At 71.5% G+C, this 20,299-nt stretch carries 19 protein-coding genes; 7 read left to right on the top strand and 12 right to left on the bottom strand.

The features are described from left to right. The first annotated feature begins 1 nt into the window (after window position 1). The 6 genes from yidC (at window position 2) to ACTUAL_RS11580 (ending at window position 5,682) form a co-directional block, all read left to right on the top strand. Window positions 2–1,078 (top strand): membrane protein insertase YidC, encoded by a 1,077-nt coding sequence (yidC, locus tag ACTUAL_RS11605; RefSeq protein ID WP_096497526.1) that lies wholly within the window; start codon window positions 2–4, stop codon window positions 1,076–1,078. A gap of 28 nt (window positions 1,079–1,106) precedes the next feature. Next, window positions 1,107–1,658, top strand: a complete 552-nt coding sequence (locus ACTUAL_RS11600; protein WP_096497525.1) for a Jag family protein — start codon at window positions 1,107–1,109, stop codon at window positions 1,656–1,658. Window positions 1,659–2,062: 404 nt separating this feature from the next. Beyond that, window positions 2,063–2,530: an NUDIX hydrolase gene (locus ACTUAL_RS11595; RefSeq protein ID WP_015805762.1), complete on the top strand. Its 468-nt coding sequence runs from the start codon at window positions 2,063–2,065 to the stop codon at window positions 2,528–2,530. A gap of 467 nt (window positions 2,531–2,997) precedes the next feature. Further along, window positions 2,998–3,669 (top strand): 16S rRNA (guanine(527)-N(7))-methyltransferase RsmG, encoded by a 672-nt coding sequence (gene rsmG / locus ACTUAL_RS11590; protein WP_440900254.1) that lies wholly within the window; start codon window positions 2,998–3,000, stop codon window positions 3,667–3,669. A gap of 100 nt (window positions 3,670–3,769) precedes the next feature. Beyond that, a complete protein-coding gene (locus ACTUAL_RS11585; protein WP_041838671.1) occupies window positions 3,770–4,690 on the top strand; it encodes a ParA family protein in 921 nt (306 codons plus the stop codon). Further along, a complete protein-coding gene (locus ACTUAL_RS11580; protein ID WP_440900253.1) occupies window positions 4,687–5,682 on the top strand; it encodes a ParB/RepB/Spo0J family partition protein in 996 nt (331 codons plus the stop codon). The genes ACTUAL_RS11585 and ACTUAL_RS11580 overlap by 4 nt, the downstream gene beginning before the upstream one ends. Before the next feature lie 88 nt (window positions 5,683–5,770). Here ACTUAL_RS11580 and ACTUAL_RS11575 read toward each other — a convergent pair whose 3' ends face one another. Together ACTUAL_RS11575 and ACTUAL_RS11570 are read right to left on the bottom strand one after the other, a co-directional pair. Further along, complete coding sequence (locus ACTUAL_RS11575; protein WP_096497522.1) at window positions 5,771–6,715, bottom strand: D-alanine--D-alanine ligase family protein; 945 nt, start codon at window positions 6,713–6,715, stop codon at window positions 5,771–5,773. Between the two features lie 13 nt (window positions 6,716–6,728). After that, the gene (locus ACTUAL_RS11570; RefSeq protein WP_096497521.1) at window positions 6,729–8,045 is read right to left on the bottom strand and encodes an aminotransferase-like domain-containing protein; all 1,317 of its coding nucleotides are present in this window, start codon (window positions 8,043–8,045) and stop codon (window positions 6,729–6,731) included. 151 nt (window positions 8,046–8,196) lie between these two features. Between ACTUAL_RS11570 and ACTUAL_RS11565 the strand changes: the two genes are divergently transcribed. Next, window positions 8,197–8,829 carry a GNAT family N-acetyltransferase gene (locus tag ACTUAL_RS11565; RefSeq protein ID WP_015805756.1) on the top strand — a complete coding sequence of 211 codons (633 nt, stop codon included), beginning with the start codon at window positions 8,197–8,199 and terminating at the stop codon, window positions 8,827–8,829. A gap of 390 nt (window positions 8,830–9,219) precedes the next feature. On the opposite strand, the gene ACTUAL_RS11560 is transcribed toward ACTUAL_RS11565, so the two are convergent. The 10 genes from ACTUAL_RS11560 to ACTUAL_RS11515 all read right to left on the bottom strand — a co-directional run bounded on the left by ACTUAL_RS11560 (window position 9,220) and on the right by ACTUAL_RS11515 (window position 20,286). Further along, window positions 9,220–9,678 carry a DUF6247 family protein gene (locus ACTUAL_RS11560; RefSeq protein WP_440900252.1) on the bottom strand — a complete coding sequence of 153 codons (459 nt, stop codon included), beginning with the start codon at window positions 9,676–9,678 and terminating at the stop codon, window positions 9,220–9,222. 102 nt (window positions 9,679–9,780) lie between these two features. Then, on the bottom strand, window positions 9,781–10,920 hold the full coding sequence (locus ACTUAL_RS11555) for an N-acetylmuramoyl-L-alanine amidase (RefSeq protein ID WP_015805755.1): 1,140 nt from the start codon (window positions 10,918–10,920) through the stop codon (window positions 9,781–9,783). 196 nt (window positions 10,921–11,116) lie between these two features. Further along, window positions 11,117–11,443, bottom strand: coding sequence for a thioredoxin (trxA, locus tag ACTUAL_RS11550; protein WP_015805754.1), 327 nt, complete (start codon window positions 11,441–11,443; stop codon window positions 11,117–11,119). 29 nt (window positions 11,444–11,472) lie between these two features. Next, window positions 11,473–12,468 carry a thioredoxin-disulfide reductase gene (gene trxB, locus ACTUAL_RS11545; protein ID WP_096497518.1) on the bottom strand — a complete coding sequence of 332 codons (996 nt, stop codon included), beginning with the start codon at window positions 12,466–12,468 and terminating at the stop codon, window positions 11,473–11,475. Window positions 12,469–12,681: 213 nt separating this feature from the next. Then, window positions 12,682–13,545, bottom strand: coding sequence for an anti-sigma factor family protein (locus ACTUAL_RS11540; protein WP_096497517.1), 864 nt, complete (start codon window positions 13,543–13,545; stop codon window positions 12,682–12,684). Then, entirely contained in the window at window positions 13,542–14,153 is a 612-nt protein-coding gene (gene sigM, locus ACTUAL_RS11535; protein WP_015805751.1) for an RNA polymerase sigma factor SigM, read from the bottom strand. Before sigM ends, ACTUAL_RS11540 begins: the two co-directional genes overlap by 4 nt. Window positions 14,154–14,293: 140 nt before the next feature. Next, window positions 14,294–15,802 (bottom strand): protein kinase family protein, encoded by a 1,509-nt coding sequence (locus ACTUAL_RS11530; RefSeq protein WP_096497516.1) that lies wholly within the window; start codon window positions 15,800–15,802, stop codon window positions 14,294–14,296. A 37-nt stretch (window positions 15,803–15,839) separates the two neighbouring features. Next, entirely contained in the window at window positions 15,840–17,474 is a 1,635-nt protein-coding gene (gene murJ, locus ACTUAL_RS11525; RefSeq protein ID WP_232520110.1) for a murein biosynthesis integral membrane protein MurJ, read from the bottom strand. Further along, a complete protein-coding gene (locus ACTUAL_RS11520; protein ID WP_440900251.1) occupies window positions 17,471–19,765 on the bottom strand; it encodes a DUF6049 family protein in 2,295 nt (764 codons plus the stop codon). The genes murJ and ACTUAL_RS11520 overlap by 4 nt, the downstream gene beginning before the upstream one ends. Beyond that, on the bottom strand, window positions 19,762–20,286 hold the full coding sequence (locus ACTUAL_RS11515; RefSeq protein ID WP_440900250.1) for an NUDIX hydrolase: 525 nt from the start codon (window positions 20,284–20,286) through the stop codon (window positions 19,762–19,764). Before ACTUAL_RS11515 ends, ACTUAL_RS11520 begins: the two co-directional genes overlap by 4 nt. Between the last annotated feature and the right edge of the window lie 13 nt (window positions 20,287–20,299).

Genomic DNA, 20,299 nt, shown 5'->3' with positions numbered 1-20,299 from the left:
AGTGCTCAACTTCATCTACTACCCGGTGTCCTTCATCTTGTGGTGTTGGCACTGGGTGTTCGGGCGCATCTTCGGCGAGTCGAGCGGTATCGCCTGGGCCCTGTCCGTGATCTTCCTGGTCTTCACCCTGCGCGCCCTGCTGTTCAAGCCGTTCGTCGGCCAGGTCCGCTCGATGCGCAAGATGCAGGAGTTCGCCCCCGAGCTCCAGAAGATCAAGAAGAAGTACGCGAACGACCGGCAGCGCCAGGCCCAGGAGATGCAGAAGCTCCAGGCCGAGCACGGCGTGAACCCGCTCGGCGGCTGCCTGCCCATGCTGGTGCAGATCCCGGTGTTCATCGGTCTGTTCCACGTGCTGCGCTCGTTCAAGCCCGGCTGGGGCGAGGTCTACTTCTTCGACAAGGCCGGGGTGGACTCGTTCGTCCAGGCCAAGCTCTTCGGCGCGAACCTGTCGACGTTCATCACGATGCCCGCCGACCAGCTGGAGCTGTTCAGCACCTCGCGCACCGCCGTCATGGCGGTCGCCATCCCGCTGGCCGTGGTCGCCGCGGTCGCCACGCACTTCACCGGTCGCCACTCGGTCGCCCGCCAGACGCAGGCCGCCGCGGAGAACCCGCAGACCGCCATCATGAACAAGCTGGTGGTCTACGTCTTCCCGCTGGGCGCGCTCGCCGGTGGTTTCTTCTTCCCCGTCGCGATCCTGCTCTACTGGCTGAGCAACAACGGCTGGACCCTGATGCAGCAGCGCGTCGTGTACGGCCGCATCGACCGCGAGGAAGCCGCCCAGAAGGCGGCGGCGATCGAGCAGCGCCAGAACCTCGCGCCCAAGCCCGGCACGAAGCCGAAGCCCGGCGCCAAGCCGGTCCGCAACGCGGGTGTGAAGGCCGTCAACGCCAAGGCGGCGGGCCTCAAGCCGCCGACGCAGCGCCCCAAGAACGGCACGGCCCCCAAGCCCACCGCCACCCCGGACAGCGGTGCGGCGGACGAGGGCACGACGTCGGACAGCTCGGCGAACCAGATTTCCGGTCTGAGCCCAGACCGTTCCCCAAGCAAGAAGCAGGGCAACAAGAAGCGCCGCTGAGCGCTCGCGTCCCTGGAGAGGAGACAACGTGTCGGAGACGTTGCAGGCGGCCGACGTGGACGCGCCTGAGGCGGACTCGGAGGGCGTGGCGGAGAACCGGTCGTCCGGTTCCGCCGAGGACTTGCTCGTCCAGGAAGGCGACATCGCCGGTGACTACCTGGAGCGCCTGCTCGACCTGCTGGACTACGACGGCGACATCGACCTGGACGTCGAGGCCGGGCGAGCCATCGTCAGCATCGACGGCGGCGACGACCTGGAGAAGCTCGTCGGCCCGAGGGGGACGGTCCTGGAGTCCCTCCAGGAGCTGACCCGCCTGGCGGTGCAGCAGGAGACCGGCGTGCGGAGCAGGCTCATGCTCGACATCGCCGGGTGGCGGGCAGGCAGGCGCGCCGAGCTGGCCGAGCTGGGCCGGACCACGGCGGAGAAGGTCGCCGCCAGCGGGGAGAAGGTGCGGCTGCACCCGATGACCCCGTTCGAGCGCAAGGTCGTGCACGACGCGGTCGCCGCGGTGGCGGGCGTGCACAGCGAGAGCGAGGGCGAGGAGCCCCAGCGGCGGGTCGTGGTCCTCCCGCAGAGCTGAGCGCGGACGCGGCCCCCAGGGGCGCGACGTGAGCACGACGGCCCGGTCCCCGGTGGGGACCGGGCCGTTCTGCTGTCCGGGGTGGTTCCGAGAATCGGCCCGTGCTGCCGCCGGAGGTGTCGGGGTGGCTCGGCCGTCACGCTGCCCGACTGCCCGACTGCCCGACTGCCCGGCTGCCGCGCCGTCCAGCCGTCCGGGGCGGGCGCGAGGAGGCGCGGGGTTCGGCGGGGTGGGTTTTTCGCGCGGGCGGTTTTCCGGAGAGAACGCTTCTGGGAGAAGCACCCGCCTCTTGGCGCTCCCGCCTCAGCCGGTCACCCCTAGCACTCGAACCCCTCCCGCGAAGGTCATCCACCCCACTCGCCAAGCCTCTTCCGCTCTCGTGTTTCACGTGAAACGGTCCGTGGATGACTCAGCTCAACCCGAGGAAGTTCCGCGTGGCTGCCTACGCGGTCGTCATCGACGACGGGAAGATGCTCCTCTCCCGCTGGATCGGCTCCGGCGAGAAGCTGTGGATCCTGCCGGGTGGCGGGATCGAGTTCGGCGAGGACCCCTACGACGCGGTCATCAGGGAGGTCCACGAGGAGACCGGGTACCACGTGGAGGTCCAGCGGCTCCTCGGGATGCAGACCTCGGTTGGCAAGCGCGTCAGCAACGTCGACGGACTGGAGTACGACTACCACCGGCTGCGCATCATCTACGAGGCCAAGGTCGTCGGCGGCGAGCTGACCTTCGAGGTGGACGGGTCCACCGACGAGGCGGCCTGGTTCCCGCTCGACCAGGTGCCCGCGCTCGACCACGTCGAGTCCGTCGACTTCGGGTTGGAACTCCTGCGCGCCGCGCCGCCGCACGGGCACCTGCCGAGTTTCACGTGAAACGTGGTCGCGCGTGGAACGTGGCCGTGCCTCGGCGCGGCCACGCTGAACCGGGACGCGCTCGAACCGGACCGCGCTCGCCGAGGCGCATCGCGCCGGGACGCGCCTGACCCGTCCCCGAGTTCGTCGCTCTGCCCGACCTGAAGCGCAGCACCCGAAGTCCGGTCGCACCGCGGTGCGACCCCGCCTGGAGCGCGACCCCGCGCGGTCGCGCTTGAGGTTGGCCTCGCGGCCGAGTCGCGCGCGTGACGCTCCGCCCGCAGACCCGCTCCCCCGTTTCACGTGAAACACCACCCCCTGTTCCACGTGAAACAGCGTCGATCTCGTCACGGCGTTTGGCGTGTCGCCGGGGTGATCCGTCATAGTGGTCGTCGGCACAGTTCACGGGCGCGACGCCCGGCGGAGGCCGCACCCCTCACCCCCACCCGCGTTCTGAGCGGCGTGTGGTTTCACGTGGAACGGGAGACATGACCGGAGAAGTTGATGCCCGCGTTGAACGGGTCTTCGGCGAGCACAGCGCCAAGGCGGTGGAGTTCACCGCCATGCTCACCGAGCACGGGGTCGAGCGCGGGCTCATCGGTCCCCGAGAGGTCGACCGCCTCTGGGAGCGGCACGTCCTGAATTCAGCCGTTGTCGCGGAGTTGCTTCCCCAGGGGAGCAAGGTCGTGGACGTAGGCTCGGGTGCGGGCCTGCCCGGCATCCCCCTGGCGATCGCTCGGCCGGATCTGGAGCTGGTGCTCCTGGAGCCGATGGCCCGCCGGGTCGCGTGGCTGGCCGAGGTGGTCGACGCGCTCGGCTTGCAGGTCGAGGTGGTGCGCGGTCGGGCCGAGGAGGGGCCGGTGCGGAAGCGGCTGGCGGACAGGGACGTCGTGACGGCGCGCGCCGTGGCCCCGCTCGAACGGCTCGCCGGGTGGTGCCTGCCGCTGCTGCGGCCGGGCGGCCACCTCGTCGCCCTCAAGGGCGAGAGCGCGCAGGAGGAGATCGACCGCGACGCGGAGGCGGTGCGGCGGGCCGGCGGTGTCCGGCCGCGCGTGGCCTCTTGCGGCGGTGACGTGCTCGACGTGCCGACGACGCTGGTGGTCGTCGAGCGCGCTGAACCGGCGGCCCGGAAGGACCGCAGAGCAAGGAAGGCTCGGTGAGGTGGTGGGCGGACACCTCGTCCCGGAGTTCCGGGAGCCCGCTGTTTCACGTGAAACGGCTGTTCCACGTGAAACCGAGCCGAACGAAGGTGGGGTCGGGCTGGAGTCCCGGCCTGACGACAACGCGGACCCGGTAGGAGACAGCACCGTGTGGACCCCGATCGCGGAGGAAGCAGCTCGCGCCACTAGCGTCCTGCATCCCGACTCCCTCCAACTCCCCAAGCCCACCCGGCGCCGCGTCTTGACCGTGGCGAACCAGAAGGGCGGCGTGGGCAAGACGACCAGCACGGTCAACCTCGCCGCCGCGCTGGCCATCCACGGGCTCAAGGTTCTCGTCATCGACCTCGACCCCCAGGGCAACGCGAGCACGGCGCTCGGCGTCGAGCACCGCTCCGGCACCCCGTCCGTGTACGAGGTGCTGATCGGCGAGATCTCCATCTCCGAGGCCGCCCAGCAGAGCACCGCCTCCCCGAACCTCTACTGCGTGCCCGCCACGATCGACCTCGCGGGCGCCGAGATCGAGCTCGTCTCGATGGTGGCCCGCGAGTCCCGCCTCAAGGAGGCGCTGAGCCCGGAGGCGCTGGACGACTTCCAGCCCGACTACGTGTTCATCGACTGCCCGCCGTCGCTGGGCCTGCTGACGGTCAACGCGATGTGCGCGGCCCAGGAGGTCCTGATCCCGATCCAGTGCGAGTACTACGCGCTGGAGGGGCTCGGTCAGCTCCTGCGGAACATCGAGCTGGTGCAGGCGCACCTCAACCCGCACCTGAACGTCAGCACGATCCTGCTGACGATGTACGACGGTCGCACCAAGCTCGCCGACCAGGTGACCAGCGAGGTGCGCGGCCACTTCGGCGACACCGTGCTCAAGACCGTGATCCCCCGCAGCGTGAAGGTGTCCGAGGCACCGGGCTACGGGCAGACCATCCTGGCCTACGATCCGGGCTCACGAGGCGCGATGAGCTACCTCGACGCCGCTCGGGAGATCGCGGTCTACGGCTCGGAGATGGGGTTGGCATGACGGAACAGCGCAAGGGTGGCCTGGGGCGCGGGCTCGCGGCCCTCATCCCGAGCGGTCCCCCGCCGGGTGCACCGGCCCCGCTCCGGAGCGTCCCCAGCGGCGCCCCTGCGCGACCGGCCGTCGAGGAGCCGCCCGCCGCCGCTCCCCCGCCCGTCGAGGTGGCGGGCGCGGTGTACCAGGAGCTGCCGGTCACCTCGATCCGGACCAACCCGAAGCAGCCGCGCCACGTGTTCGACGAGGACGCGCTGCACGAGCTGGAGCACTCGATCCGCGAGTTCGGCCTCATGCAGCCGATCGTCGTGCGACTGCTCAAGCCGGGTCAGTACGAACTCGTCATGGGTGAGCGCCGATGGCGCGCCACCCAGCTCGCCGGCCTGAAGACGATCCCGGCGATCGTCCGCCAGACCGCCGACGACGCGATGCTGCGGGACGCGCTGCTGGAGAACATCCACCGCGTGCAGCTGAACCCGCTCGAAGAGGCGGCGGCGTACCAGCAGCTGCTGCAGGAGTTCGACGTCACCCACGAGGAGCTGGCGGAGCGGATCGGCCGCAGCCGCCCGGTCGTCACCAACACGATCCGGCTGCTGAAGCTCCCGCTCCCCGTGCAGCGCCGGGTGGCGGCGGGCGTGCTGTCGGCCGGTCACGCGCGGGCGCTGCTCGGACTGGACGACCCCGGCGCGCAGGAGGACCTGGCAACCCGGATCGTCGCCGAGGGCATGTCGGTGCGGGCGACCGAGGAGGCCGTCGTGCTGGCGAGGGGCGCGGAGCCCGCGAAGGCGAAGCAGGCCAAGCGGAAGCCGGTGGAGGCGCCGGGGCTGCAGGAGCTGGCGGAGCGGCTGTCGGACAACTTCGACACGCGCGTGAAGGTCGAGCTGGGTCAGCGGAAGGGCCGGATCGTCGTCGAGTTCGGCTCGGTGGACGACCTGGAGCGGATCATCGGTCTCATGTCGCCGGAAGGGGCCCAGCAAGGTCGTTCCGACAGCATGGGATGACCCCAGGGACTTATGTAACGGTGACGAATACGGCCCGTGTCCGGTTGGACACGGGCCGTATTCGTGGCAAAAGTTCAGCGCACCGGGCTCAGCGGGACACCGCGCGCTCGATCAACGCCGCGTAGATCTCCCCGAGCGACGTGCCCGCCGCCTCCACCGCCATCGGCAGCGTCGAGGTCTCGGTCAGCCCCGGCGACACGTTCACCTCGAGGAAGTGCGCGGTCCCGTCCGGCGCCACGATCGCGTCGGTCCGCGACACGTCCCGCAGCCCGAGGAGCCGGTGCGCCGACACCGCCAGCTCCCCCACCGCCTTCGCCGCCACCTCGTCCAGGCGCGCGGGCGCGTGGAAGTCGGTCAGCCCGGCGGTGTACCGGGACGTGTAGTCGTACACCCCGCTCTCCGGCACGATCTCCACCGGCGGCAGCGCGTGCGGCCCGTCCGGGCCGTCGACCACCGCGACCGCCACCTCGACGCCCTCGACGAACCGCTCCGCCAGCACGGTGTCCCCGTACGCGAGGCAGCCGACCATCGCGGACGGCAGGTCCGCGGCGTCGCGCACCACCTGCGCGCCCAGGGCGGACCCGCCCTGCGCGGGCTTGAGCATCAGCGGCAGGCCCAGCCGGTCGATCATCGAGTCGAGCACGGGCCGCGCGCCCAGCTCGCGGAACGTCGCGTGCGGCAGGACGGCCCACTCCGGCGTGGCCAGCCCGGCGCGGGACAGCTCGCCCTTCGCGGTCGGCTTGTCCCACGCCCGGCGGCACGCGCGCGAGTCGGCGCCGACGAACGGCACCCCCGCCAGCTCCAGGATGGTCTGCACCGAGCCGTTCTCGCCCTCGCCGCCGTGCAGGGCGACCACCACGGCGTCCGGCCGGTGCTCCTTCAGCCTGCTGAGGAGCTGCCCGTCGGCATCCCACTCCTCCACGACCAGACCGGCCGAGCGCAGGGCGGCGGAGAGCCTCCGACCGGATCGCAGGCTCACCTCCCGCTCGTGCGAAAGGCCACCGGACAGCACTGCGACCCAGCGGTTGGACAACGTCAACTCCTGATCATGCGGTGTCGGGCGAGGGGGCCTGCGGACCGGAGACGGCGCGACCCGCGGCGGGCCCGAACGTCTCGTGCAGCTCCATCTCGTCCTTGATGACGTTCGCCAGTCGGCGGACGCCTTCCCGGATGCGCTCCGGCGTCGGGTAGCAGTACGAGATGCGCAGCTGCCTGCTGCCCAACCCGTCCGCGTAGAAACCGGTGCCCGAGGCGTACGCCACCCGCTGCGTGATCGCGCGCGGCAGCATCGCCTTGGTGTCGATGCCCTCGGGCACGGACAGCCACACGTAGAACCCGCCGTCGGGCTTGTTCCACGTGGAACCAACCGGCATGTGCTGCTCCAGCGCGGAGATCGCCGCGTCCCGGCGCTCGCGGTAGGCCTCGCGGTAGGTCTTGATCTGGCCCTTCCAGTCGTGCGTCTCCAGGTAGCGGGAGACGATCATCTGGTTGAGCGTGGGCGGGCACAGCGTGGCGGACTCGGCGGCCAGCACCAGCTTCTCCCGCACGGCGTGCGGCGCGAGCACCCAGCCGACCCGCAGGCCCGCGGCGAAGGTCTTGGAGAACGAGCCCAGGTAGACCACGTTGTCCGGGTCGCTGGAGCGCAGCGCCGGGTAGGTCTGGCCGTCGAAGCCGAGCAGCCCGTACGGGTTGTCCTCGACCACGAGGATGTTGTGCCTGCGGCAGATCTCCAGCACCTCGGCCCGCCGCTGCACGGCGAGCGTGACGCCCGCGGGGTTGTGGAAGTTCGGGATCGTGTACAGGAACTTGATGCGGCGCCCGGCGCGCTCGACGCCCGCGATCGCCTCCCGCAGCGCCTCGGGCACCAGGCCCTCGGCGTCCATGCCCACGTGCACGACCTGCGCCTGGTAGGCGGCGAACGAGCCGAGCGCGCCCACGTACGACGGGCCCTCGGCGAGCACCACGTCACCGGGGTCGCAGAACAGCCGGGTGACCATGTCCAGGCCCATCTGGGAGCCGACGGTCACCACGACGTCGTCCGGGTGCGCGGAGATGCCCTCCAGGGCCATCACGTCGCAGATCTGCTCGCGCAGCACCGGGATGCCCTGCGCGGAGCCGTACTGGAGCGCCACGAGCCCGTCGGTGGCCAGGAGCTGGCCGACCTCGGCGCTCAGCGACTCCATCGGGAGCGCGGCCAAGTGGGGCATCCCGCCCGCCAGCGACACCACCTCGGGACGGCTCGCCACCGCGAACAGCGCCCGGATCTCCGATGCCGTCATGCCCGCGGTGCGCGCCGCGTACCTGCGCAGATGCGGGTCGAGACTTCTGGGGCCCTGCTTGGCGGGCTGTCCGGGTGCGGTCATTGGGGGCACTCCGTGGTGGCTGCGTACCGGGAAGGTCGGTCCCGGCTGAGTGTAACCACCGTCCCGTTCAGGGCATCCCGCTTCCGGGCCGGGGTCACATCCGCCTATCCTCATGGTGGTTCGCCTTGCGGTTAACAATCTGGAGGTCCGGGTGTCGCGTCGCGTCGTTGGCGTCACGCTGGACAACCTGGAGCACCTGTCCAAGCACGGGCGGACGTGCGTGTTCTGGGAGCTGGCGCCACACCTCAAGGAGCAGGCCGAGGAGTTCGGGGACACCGAGTTCGAGAAGGAGGCCTGGGTCTCCAGCGTGCTGCTGGAGTGGGGCTCCTGCGGTCGCATCATCTACTGCGACGGCATCCCCGCCGGTTCGGTCTTCTACGCTCCCCCCGCCGCGGTCCCCCGCTCCCTGGCGTTCCCGACCTCCCCGGTGAGCCCGGACGCGGTGCTGATGACCTCGCTGGAGGTGCTGCCGGAGTTCCGCGGCGGCGGCCTCGCGCGGGTCCTGGTGCAGGGCGTCGCGAAGGACCTGACCCGGCGCGGCGTGAAGGCGATCGAGGCCTTCGGCGACAACCAGCCCTCCGAGGACAAGCCGTCCTGCGTCACCCCGGCCGACTTCCTGCTCCAGGTGGGCTTCAAGACCGTCCGCCCCCACCCGCGCTGGCCGAGGCTCAGGCTGGAGCTGCGCAGCGCGTCGTCGTGGAAGGAAGACGTCGAGGCGGCCCTGGAGCGCCTGCTGAACACCGTCACGGTCACCACGGCGGAACCGAGCTTCCGGCCCGCCTGAGGGGCGCTCAGGCGGTCGCAACGGGCTGCTGTGCGTTAGTCGGTCTGCTTGGGGTGTGCGCAGCTCGCGTACACGACCCAGACGACGCGCTTCTCCGGATCAGGGCAGTACCAGATGCGCCCGCTGGAAGTGACCTCGTACTACCACTGCTCCAGCGTCCTGGCCCCCACGACCTTGGTGCTGAGCGAGCCGCGCAGTGGGTGTTGCCTGGCCAGGTTCTCCGGCGTGGTGGGCCGTTCGGTCAGCACGATCCACGCTTCCCAGGTGTTCGAGCGCGCCGCTCGGCACAGCTCCTCCCACCCCTTCGCGGCTTCTGGGGTGGCAAAGCGCGCTTCCCGGGCTCCTGGACGGCCGGGAGAGGCCACGCGGTCTCCGCGCTTGCCCGCCACGTCACGACTTCAGTGGCGCGGGAACCACGCCGAAGTCGTCTGTCACGGGCCGGGCCAGTTCGGCCGCGAGGACAGGATCCGCGTGGACCGCCGCCGTGTTCCGCCACTCCCGCACCACCTGGGCCAGCACGGACCACTGGCCCAGCTCGGCCGACGCCTGGAAGGCCCTGGCGAAGTCGGCCACGAAGTGCGCGCGATCGTCCTCGGGGAGCACGTCGACCCAGGGGAACTCGTCGACCAGCGCGCCCGCTGCTGCCTCCGGCGGCAGGTGGCTGAGGACGTTGCGCAGCGCCTTGGCGGCGGACACGGCTCCCTCCGCAGAAGCCGAGACGCGGTCCTCCCTGGTCAGGAGCAGGTCCGCGCCGTCACGCCTGCGCACCCGGACGTCGCCCTCGTCCGCGAGCGCGGCGACGCTCTTCGGATCGCGCTGCAGCTGACTCCACTGGACCTCGGTCGACATGCGTCAATTCTGAACTTCTTCAGAAGTCTTGGCTAGTGCGTATGACGAAGGCCCCTGTTTCACGTGACACAGGGGCCTTCGTCATCAGCGTTCGGGCTGCGCTCAGCCCGCCTGCGGCGTCACCTCGTGGCGGACCAGGTCGGCCAGGGAGAAGGTGCCCGTCGGCTGGTCGTTCTTGCCCAGCAGGTACAGGCGCTTCACCGCCACCAGCACGCCCTCGGCCACCACGTCGCGGAACGCCGGGTTCATCAGGCGCTCGCGGTCGCCCGCGTTGGTCAGGTAGCCCATCTCCACGCGGACCGCCGTGCAGCGGGTCATCCGCAGCATGTCCCACGACCTCGGGTGGGTGCCGCAGTCCTGCATCCCGGTGCGCGCCACGATCTCGCGCTGGATGAAGCCCGCCAGGCCCTCGCCGACCGTGGACGACGTGCCGTTGCCCGTGCCGTAGTGGAAGCTCGCCACGCCCGACGCGTGCGGGGACCGGTTCGCGTCCAGGTGCAGCGACAGGATCAGGTCGGCGCCCGCGTCGTTCGCGAACCTCGCCCGCTCGCTCTCGTCCGGGTTGTTGTTCGGGCCCCTGGTCAGCAGGGCCTCCATGCCGGTGGCGGCCATCTTGCCCTCCAGCAGGCGCGCCAGGTCCAGCATCAGGTCGGCCTCGGCGACGCCGTCGACCACCACGCCGCGGTCGTCACCGCCGTGACCGGGGTCGATGATGATGCGCTTGCCGGACAGCCTCGGGCCCGCCCTGCGCACCCGCTCCTGCTCGCGCAGGAACACCGGCCTGCCGCCGCGCACCTTCGGCTGGAGCTGGCGCAGCGCGCGCACCGTGTCCGGGCCGCACATGCCGTCCACGACCAGGCCGTAGTCGCTCTGGAAGCTGCGCAGGGCCTGCTCGGTCTGCTGGCCGAACTCGCCGTTCGCGCGCCCGGCGTCGTAGCCCAGCTCCAGCAACCGCTCCTGGAGGGTCAGCACGTCGTCGCCGGTCACCGGCTGGGCGATCAGGAACGCCAGCGGGCGGTCGCCGAGCCGGTAGTTCGCGTCGCGCAGCGCGCGGTACGTGGCCGGACCGACCAAGCCGTCGGTGATGAGGCCGCGCTGCTGCTGGAAGGTGCGCACCGCGTGTTCCACCGACAGGTCGAACACCCGTGACGCGTGCGGATCGGTCAGCAGCCCCAGCTTGGTGAGGGTGGCCCTGACCTCGGCCACGTCCTGGCCGACATCGCCGCGGCGGAGTAGCAGCATTCACCCCTCGCTCACTACGGGCGTCGACTACGGGCCGACGCTAGACATATCGCCCTATTGTGCCCCTGCCACAGCGGCGGACTCACCCAGGGCTAGCAGGAAACCCACACGGGCCACACGAACGTGGCCCGCCCGCCTTATCGAAAGACGGACGGGCCACGTAACAGGGCTGCGCCCAGTGGGCGTCAGATGTGTCTCAGAGAACGTCGGCGAGGTCGTTCAGCAGCGCCGCCTTCGGCTTGGCGCCCACGATCTGCTTCACGGCGCGACCGCCCTGGAACAGGATCAGGGTGGGCACCGACATGATCTGGTAGTCGCGGGCGATGCCGGGGTTGGCGTCGATGTCCAGCTTCGCGACGGTGATCTTGTCGGCGTGCTCGGCCGCGATCTCCTCCAGCACCGGGGCGACCATCTTGCACGGACCGCACCAGGTCGCCCAGAAGTCGACCAGGACGGGCTTCTCGCTGGTCAGCACGTCGTCGGCGAAGGTCTTGTCGGACACGACCACGGTCGAGCCTGCCATGTTGTTCTCTCCTCGGGTGGGGGTGGGGATCAGCCGGTGGTGGCGGGCTCGCCGTAGCCGCCGCCGACGTGCTCGGCGGTGACGGCGGCCTCGTCGCTGCCGTGCTCGGCCAGCCAGCGCTCGGCGTCGATCGCGGCCGAGCAGCCGGAACCGGCGGCGGTGATGGCCTGGCGGTAGGTGTGGTCCACCAGGTCACCGGCGGCGAACACGCCGTCGACGTTGGTGTAGGTGCTGTGCGGCTTGACCTTGACGTAGCCCTCGTCGTCCACGTCGACCTGGCCGCGCACCAGGGCGCTGCGCGGGTCGTGGCCGATCGCCAGGAAGAAGCCGGTGAACGGGTGCTCGGCGGTCTCGCCGGTCCTGGTGTCGCGGACCTTCAGCCCGGAGACCGCGCCGCCCGTCCCGACGACCTCGGTCACCTCGGAGTTGAGCAGCCACTTGATCTTCTCGTTGGCGCGGGCGCGCTCCAGCATGATCCGCGAGGCGCGGAAGTCCTCGCGCCGGTGGATGATCGTGACCGAGCGGGCGAACCGGGTGAGGAAGGTGGCCTCCTCCATCGCGGAGTCGCCACCGCCCAGCACCGCGATGTCCTGGTCCCGGAAGAAGAAGCCGTCGCAGGTCGCGCACGCGGACACGCCGCGCCCGAGCAGCTCCTGCTCGCCGGGGACGTTCAGGTAGCGCGCGGCGGCGCCCATCGCCAGCACGACGGCCTTGGCCGCGTAGCGGGTGCCGTTGGCGGTGACGTACTTGACGTCGCCCTCCAGCTCCACCGCGTCCACGTCCTCGGCCCGCAGCTCGGCGCCGAACCGCTTCGCCTGCTCCCGCATCTGCTCCATGAGGTCGGGCCCCATGATGCCGTCCCGGAAACCGGGGAAGTTCTCCACCTCGGTCGTGGTCATCAGCGCGCCGCCGTACTGCGAGCCCTCGAACACCAGCGGTTCGAGCTGCGCGCGGGCGGCGTAGACCGCCGCGGTGTACCCGGCGGGCCCTGATCCCACGATGATCAGGTTCCGAACGTCCGACACCCTACGACCTCCGTTTGACGCGACAGGCGTGCATCGTGCTCAACGGATCGTAGGGCGCGGTAATTCCGGCCGGGCGCAGTGAGGTCGACAACGGCCCGAGGTGTCACCCGAGCTGGCGCAGCGCGCTCGCCCGTGCCCGCTGCGTCACCACCCGGACCCGGCGCCGGGCGCCCCGGCCGCCACCACCGGGTTCCCCGCGCGCGACAGGTGGGACTAGCGGTTGATCACCTCGTCGGCCAGCACGCCCTCCGGGTTCGTCGGGCCGCAGGTCTTCGGGTCCAGCACGACCACGCGCCACGAACCGGACTTGCCGCCCGGCAGGATCGACATGACCGCGTCCCTGCCGTCCAGCCTCACCGGCGCGAAGCCGACCGGCGTCGACGTCACGCCGCCGCCCGCCAGGCACTGCTTGAGCTTCTCCGGGCTCTCCAGCTGCCCGTAGTCCTTCGCCGCCAGCACCTCGCCGAACACCGGGCCGAAGTTGCCGCCCTCCACCTCCGGCACCCCCGGAGAGGCCGACGTGGGGGCCGCGCTCGGCTGGCCGACGACGTTGTCACCGGCGCCCGGCTGCGGCGCCACGACCACGGCGACGCCCACCACGGCCGCCGCCGCGGTCAGCAGGCCCGCGCCCCAGCCGAGGCGCTTGCGCCTGCGCGCGGCCAGGTCGACCACGTTCGACGGGGGGTGCGCGGCCGTCCGAGGGGCCGCGGGTGCGGCGAAAGCCGGGAGCTGCCGCTGCGCGGGGTAACCCGCCTCGGGGAGCGCGGGAGCGACCGCGGTCTGCTGCGGGATGCCCGGCGCGCCGACCTGGGCAACACGACTGCGCTGTTCGGCGGCGATCACGTCATCCAGTCGGGCGGCGATGTCTTCAGGCATCCGGGGGACCGGGAGGTTGCTCAGCGCACCCAGGTCGCTCAGCGTGGCGTCGAGCGCGGCGAGGATCTCCTGGGCTTCGGCGTCGTCGGCGATGCGCGCGCGGAGCTCGTCCTCCTCCTGCGCTGTGAGGGCTCCGGCGTGCAGGTCCGCCAGCAGGTCGACGGACCACGGCGGCCCCGGACGCCGCACATTGCCGGTCATCGTTCCTCCCACTGACGTTGCTGCTTGACACCATCACCTGGGACGTTCGCACTTGCACTCTGGTTCCGGAGGTGCCCCAGAACTTTGGCCAGCTTGGCCCTGCCGCGGGCGCACCGCGACTTCACCGTCCCCTCGGCGATGCCGAGCAACCGCGCGGTCTCGGCCACCGAGTACCCCTCCACGTCCACCAGGACGATCGGGGCGCGCTGCTCCTCGGGCAACTCGTTCAGCGCAGCCTGGACCACCAACCGGGTTTCCCGTTCACTCATTGCGTCACGCGGAGCAACCGGCTCGCCGGGCCCTGCCTCGGGCAGCGGCACGGTCGGCCTTGTTTGTCGCCGCCGCAACCGGTCGAGGCAGGCGTTCACGACTATTCGGTGCAGCCAGGTCGTGACCTGCGACTCCGCCCGGAACCCCGCGGCGGCCCGGAACGCCGAGATGAACGCCTCCTGGAGCGCGTCGGCGGCCTCGTCCGGGTCGCGCAACGTCCGCAGCGCGACCGCCCACATCCGATCCCGGTGGCGTTTGACCAGCTCGGAGAAGGCGTGGGGGTCACCCGCGGCGTGAGCCGAGATGAGTTCGGCGTCCGAGCTGGCTGCGGCGGTCACGCGGGAGAGCGTATCGGCTCCCCGGCGTGCTACCGCCAGTGCGGGTGGGGAACCCCGCCGCCCGCGAAGGCCGCTGACGGCCGGACGGCGGGCCCCCCGCACGGGGGGGACCCGCCGTCCGGGAAGAGCGGGCGGGCGTCCTACTGAGCCCGCACGTACACCACCTCGGCGATCTCGGACTGGCTGCCCTTGTCGTTCTCGGCCAGCTTCGTCACCCACACCAGCAGGTGCTGCGAGGCCTCGTGCTCGCCCAGCTGCAGCTGCGTCTGCCCGGCCGACAGCGTCGCCTGGGCGATCACCCTGGTCTGCTCCAGCGGCGCGTCGTTGGACGGCGCCGTCCGGATCTCCACGACCGTGCCCGCGCTCGGCGACGTCACCGACACCGACGCCATCCGCAGCGGCTCCGCGAACGAGGCCATCAGCCCGATGCCGGGCTTCACCGCCGGGAACGGCTGCGCGTACTCCTCGGTCTGCCACACCGTGGTCGGGTTGTTGTCCACGGCCCGGTTGGCCCGGTTCGGGTTGTCCGGCTCGTTCGTCACGTCGTACACGCCCACCGCCGCGGGCTGCACCGGCTCGGCGGGCACCGGGGCGTCGGGCTGCCCCGGCTGGGACGACTGGCCGACCACCACGGTCGGCCCGCTGCCCTTGGACGTGTCCGTGCTGAAGAAGCTGACGATCTGGAAGCCCAGCCACCCGATGACCGCGAGCGTCAGCAGCGCCAGCACGCCGACGCTGATCATCAGCTTCCGGTTGTGCTCCCGCCCGGCGACGGGCCGCTGGGTCGTCCACACGACCCCGTCGTCCTTGCCGCCGCCGACCGGCTCGATCATCGCCGTCTGCGCCTCGGACCGGGAGATCTGGTCCAGCACCTGCAGGATCGCCGCGCTGGTCCGGATGCCGCCCGGCGTGTCCTGGAGGCTCCGCACGGCCACCGACGACAGCTCGTGCGGCAGCTGCGGGTTCAGCGAGCTCGGCGCGACCGGCGAGCCGTCCTGACCGGTCTGCGCCGCCCGGTAGCCCTCGGGGGCGCCCGGCAGCGGCCACCTCGCGGTCAGCAGCAGGTACAGCAGGGCGCCGAGGCCCCGGACGTCGTCGCGCGCGATCGCGTCCGGCCTCGGACCGGGGAACGCCAGCCGCAGCCTGCCCTCCGGGGTGACCCGGACGCGCTGCGGGTGGTCCACGCCGAGCACGAGGCCCGCGTGGTGCGCGCCCTCGACGGCCGCCGCCAGGTGCTCGACCAGCGTGGTCGTCGCGCCCGCGCCCAGCGACCCGCCCGCCAGCAGCTCCACCAGGTCGGTGCCCTGGGTCCAGTCGGCGACGATGATCGCGAGGATGCCCTCGGTGAACTTCACGCCGTTGCCCGGCGTGAGCACCTCCATCACCCGAGCGACACCGGGGTGGGTGAAGCTGGACGCGTGCATGGCCCGCTCGGCGGTCCGCTTCGCCCGCGTGGCCGCCGCGTGGTCGGTGTGGATCCCGACCAGCACGGTGAGGGCCACGTCGCGCCCCAGCTGACCGTCGCGCGCGTGCCAGAGCTGCGCGTCGCACCGGTTGTCCCGCCCGCACAGCGCCAGCAGCCGGTACCTGCCGTCGCCGATGACCCCGCCGGGAACCAACGGGGTGCTGTGGGCCTGACCGCCGCTCACGCTGCCGAGCGTACGGGAAGTGGACGTCGCTCCGCGTTCACCGGCGACGCACCAGGCGGATCACCTTGTCGAGCGCGGGCTTGACCTCGGGCACCCGGAACAGCGCCATCAGCCCGAAGCTCAGCGGGAGCCCGACGACGGTCTGGACGACCAGCTCGCACGCGGCCGTCGGCACCGGGCTCTCCAGCCCCAGCACCGACACCAGGCCCCACGCGAGACCCGTCGCCACGCCGAACCCGATCGCCGACGCCACCACGGACAGGCACACCGTCCACACGGTGTACCCGGTGCGCAGCCTGCCCAGGCGCACCCGCAGCCACAGCTGGCCGACCAGGCAGCCGACCACGAAGCTCAGCGACATCGCGATGGACACGCCCGCCGCCAGCTTGTCCGGGGGCGAGATCGCCAGGAACGCGTACAGCAGCCCGATCCGGACCACCACGATGATCCCCTGGATGATCGTCGGCGTCCGCGCGTCCTTGAGCGCGTAGAACACCCGCAGCTGGAGCAGCGTGATCGCGTACGGCACCAGGCCGAACGCGGACAGCGCCAGCGCGGTGCCCATCCGCTCGCCGCCCTCCAGGCCGGAAGCGCCGTGGGAGAACACCGCGACGCCGATCGCCACACCAGCGACCGTCATCAGCGCGCTGAACGGCATCAGCATGATCGTCGACATCCGGTTGCCCAGCGACAGGTCGCCGACCAGGGACTGGGTGTCGTTCTCGGCCGCAGCCCGGCTCATCTTGGGCATCAGCGCGGTCAGCAGCGACACGCCCAGCACGCCGTACGGCACCTGCGCGACCAGCCACTGGTAGTTGTACGCGGTCAGCGCGCCCGTGCCGTTCATGGCGACGCGGGTCAGCACGACCATGCTGACGAAGCCCAGGCCCACGTACAGCAGCACCCAGAACGCCAGCCCGCCGAACTCGGCGAGCCTGCGGTCCCAGCCCCACCGCCAGCGGAACCTGAACCCGGTCCGCTTCATCGCGGGCACCATCACCGACGCCTGCACCGCGACGCCGAGCATCGTGCCCAGGCCGAGGATCAGCAGCTTCGGCTCGCCCATCCGCACCGGGTCCAGCGTGATCTCGCCGGGGACCAGCGCGTAGACCGCCAGGGTCACGATCACCACGACGTTGTTCAGCACCGGGGCCCAGGTGGGCAGGCCGAACACGTTCTTGGTGTTCAGGATCGCGCCCAGCAGCGCCGACAGGCCGTAGAACACGATGCCCGGCAGCACCAGGTAGGCGAAGGCGGTGACCAGCTCGGGCTTGGCCTGGTCCGCGTCGCCGACGAACAGCGCCGTCAGCAGCGGGGCGCAGGCGATCGCGATGATCGTGCCGATGCCGAGCAGCGTCACCGCCATGGTGACCAGCCACTGCGCGTAGGACTCCCCGCCGTCGGGGTCCTCCTTCTCGGCGCGCACCAGCATCGGGATGGCCACGCTGGTGAGCACACCGCCGAGCAGCAGCTCGTTGATCATCGTGGGCAGCGTGGTCGCCGCCTGGTACGAGTCGTTCAGCGCGCCCGAGCCGATGATCGTGATGAGCATCAGCTTGGACAGCAGGCCGGAGGCGCGGCTGACGATCGTGGCGATGGCCATCGAGCCGCTGGCCTGCGCCAGCGACGGCCCTTGCTTGGACTGCTCTCGTGCTGTGGTGGGTCCGCTCAACTCGCGCTCGACTTCTCCGGCGTGGCCGGCATCTGGTCCTCGTGCTTGGTCTCGGTCGCCACCCGCGCGGCCGCCGCCCGCGACGCCCGCACCCGCCGGTAGATCCGGCGCCCGGACAGCAGGACGAGCAGCGCCGCCGCCGCGCCCGTGATGACGATGGTGATGGTCCCGTAGGAGTTGGAGGACACCTCCAGCCGGGCGCGGTCGCCCAGCTCGACGCCGTTCGGCGTGGTCAGCCGCACGTGCACGCTGAACTTGCCGAACCGCAGCGCCTCCAGCGGCACCATGACCTGGCGCGCGCCGCGCGCGGGCAGCACCAGGTCCGGCATCTGCGTCACGCTGACGCCGGGGACGTCCTCGACGACGACCCGCACCGTGATGCGCACGTCCAGCTTGTTGGAGATGTTCACCGGCAGCGGGCTGTTGTCCGAGCCGAGCAGGATTGGGCTGGCCGGCTCCGCCACCGTGACCTGGGACTCCAGGCCGTCGATGCGGTCGAGGCCGATGGTCAGCGCGCGCCGGGCCGCGGCCTCGTCGCCGCGCCACGCCCCGGAGGCCGCGCGCAGCAGCGCCAGCCGCAGCGGGGCCACCAGGTCCTCGGGCTTGGCGGCCTCGGCGTCCTGCTGGCTCATCGAGGACGCGATGTCCTGCACGCCGCGCCACGCCCGAGCCAGCTCGGTGGTCACCGCCGGGGACACCTCGGTGGCGCCCGCCTCGACCGGGTAGCTCAGCGCCGCGCTCTGCCCGCCGGGCGTGGCGTCCAGCAGCGACTCCAGGCCCGCGGGCTTGGCGTAGCCGCCCGCCACCAGCGACTTCATCGTCTGCAGGAACATCGAGATCTCGCCCTCGGGGGCGTTCCACCGCCGGGGCGGGGCGACCACGACGTTCTGGTCGTTGCCCTGGAACCCGGTGCGGAACGCCAGCGCCGCGAGCGCGTTCTGCACCGACACGGCCTGCTCGGTGCTGGCCGTGGTGGCGCCCGCGATCGGGCTGGCCGAGCCGACCAGCGCGTCGGACACCATGGTGTCGACGCGGACGGCCGAGGCCTTCTTGTCCCCGCCGACGGTCACCGGGCCGGTGCCCGTCGTGCCCGCGACGGCGGGCTGCTCCAGCACGAGGCCGGTGACGCCCTGGCCGGTCAGCCGGTCGAGGGTGGCCTGGTCGAGGACGCCGTCCTCGGGCCACACCACGCCCTGCAGCGGCTTCTGGGACTCCAGCACGTCGCCGACCACCTGGGCGCCCTCGGCCAGCGCGTTCGAGGCCAGGTCGCCGAGCCCGGCGCGGCTGAGCGCCACCAGGTCGGCGTCCGCGTCGGCCAGCGCGACCACGCACTTGCCGCTCACCTGCCTGCGCAGCTGGTCCAGCCACAGCTTGGCGTCGTCGGCGCCCTTGCCCGCGCCGAGACCGCGCACCTGGTAGCCCTGGGACATGATCTTGACGGTGCGCAGCAGGTCGGGGTCGACGGCCAGGCAGACCGACCCGGTCAGCTCGCCGTCCAGCGCCGTCTTGTAGCCCTCCAGCAGGCCGTACAGCCTGCCGCCGCGCGCCAGCGAGGCCGCGAGCTCGTCGTCGGTCAGCACCGACCGGTCACCGGGGAGCTGCTCGACCAGGCGGGGCCGGTCGGCCAGCGGCCACAGCAGCGTCAGCTTCGAGCCGCCGCCCGGCGCGTTCTGCGTCGAACCGCCGGGGACGGTCAGGACCGGCAGCAGCGTGCTGAGCGCGGCCAGCCGCGCCCGCCCGCCGAAGTCCGGGGTTCCGTTGATGTTGGCCAGCACCGGGTAGATGCCGGGCTCGTCCACCCGCAGCGACTTGGGGTCGTTGCCGTGCAGCGGCACGGTCAGGGTGAAGTCCTTGCTCTCGCCGCGCTCCAGCTTGTCGGCGATCTTGGTGAACAGCGGCTGCTCGACCTCGGAGTCCGCGCCCTCGCGCAGCGCCGTGCGAACCTCCTCCTCCTTGGTCAGCGCGTTGCCGCGCTCCAGCCTCAGGTCGATGTCGCGCAGCAGGCGGTCACCCACGTTGGTGACCTTGCCGCTGATCGTGACCGAGTCGCTGCTGCCCGCCATCACCACGCGCGGGCTGAGCTGCTCTACGTCGAGCCTGAGGAAGGTCTGCGGCTGCGGACCTTGCTTCGACACCGCCCGCGTCGCCCAGACCTGGGTCGCGGGTGGTGGTTCTCCGATGGTGCTGCGGGCTTCCGCCTCCGGGGAGTCGGCGCTCGCCGCGGGCGCGGTGGTCGCACCCGCGACGAGCAGCGTCGACACCGCGGCCAGCACGGACAGCAGCCGTTTCACGCCGACTCCGCTCCATCCAGGTCAACGCCGAACTCGGCGCGCTGTTCGGCGGCGCGGCGCACCAGGCGCCGCTCGTCCGCGTAGGCGAGCCGTTCGTCCAGTTCGCCAAGGGGCACCCACGCCACCTCGGTGACCTCCACGTCTTCGTCGGAAAGGTCGCCGCCCAGCGCTTCGAGGAGGAAGTGGTGGACGGTCTTGTGGACCCTGCGGTCCTCGGCTGCGAACCAGTAGTCGATCGAGCCGAGCCGCCGCATTACCCTGCTATGAATACCGGTTTCCTCCCGGACCTCTCGCACCGCGGTCCGCTCCGGGGTCTCACCAGGCTCTATGTGCCCCTTCGGCAGCGACCACAGGAGCCTGCCGCGCCGGTCCAACCGCCCGATGACGGCCGCACGGCCTCGGGTGACGTCCACCACGAGCCCTCCCGCGGACGTCTCGTCCACCGACTTCAACCGCCGACCGCGCCGCCGGGGCCTGCGCCTCGGGGCCGGTCCGCCGGTGCCGCCGGACGACTGGGACATGGCCCTGATGGTA

The organism is Actinosynnema sp. (genome assembly GCF_052038725.1).
This window is presented reverse-complemented; position numbering and strand designations above follow the sequence as displayed.

Bases quoted from the DNA above. Each gene is read 5' to 3' on its own strand.
- ACTUAL_RS11515 (WP_440900250.1), bottom strand. From the start codon at position 20,286: ATGTCCCAGTCGTCCGGCGGCACCGGCGGACCGGCCCCGAGGCGCAGG.
- ACTUAL_RS11560 (WP_440900252.1), bottom strand. From the start codon at position 9,678: ATGTCGACCGAGGTCCAGTGGAGTCAGCTGCAGCGCGATCCGAAGAGC.
- ACTUAL_RS11540 (WP_096497517.1), bottom strand. From the start codon at position 13,545: ATGACCGGCAATGTGCGGCGTCCGGGGCCGCCGTGGTCCGTCGACCTG.
- ACTUAL_RS11580 (WP_440900253.1), top strand. From the start codon at position 4,687: ATGACGGAACAGCGCAAGGGTGGCCTGGGGCGCGGGCTCGCGGCCCTC.
- rsmG (WP_440900254.1), top strand. From the start codon at position 2,998: ATGACCGGAGAAGTTGATGCCCGCGTTGAACGGGTCTTCGGCGAGCAC.
- ACTUAL_RS11595 (WP_015805762.1), top strand. From the start codon at position 2,063: ATGACTCAGCTCAACCCGAGGAAGTTCCGCGTGGCTGCCTACGCGGTC.
- ACTUAL_RS11570 (WP_096497521.1), bottom strand. From the start codon at position 8,045: ATGACCGCACCCGGACAGCCCGCCAAGCAGGGCCCCAGAAGTCTCGAC.
- trxA (WP_015805754.1), bottom strand. From the start codon at position 11,443: ATGGCAGGCTCGACCGTGGTCGTGTCCGACAAGACCTTCGCCGACGAC.
- ACTUAL_RS11555 (WP_015805755.1), bottom strand. From the start codon at position 10,920: ATGCTGCTACTCCGCCGCGGCGATGTCGGCCAGGACGTGGCCGAGGTC.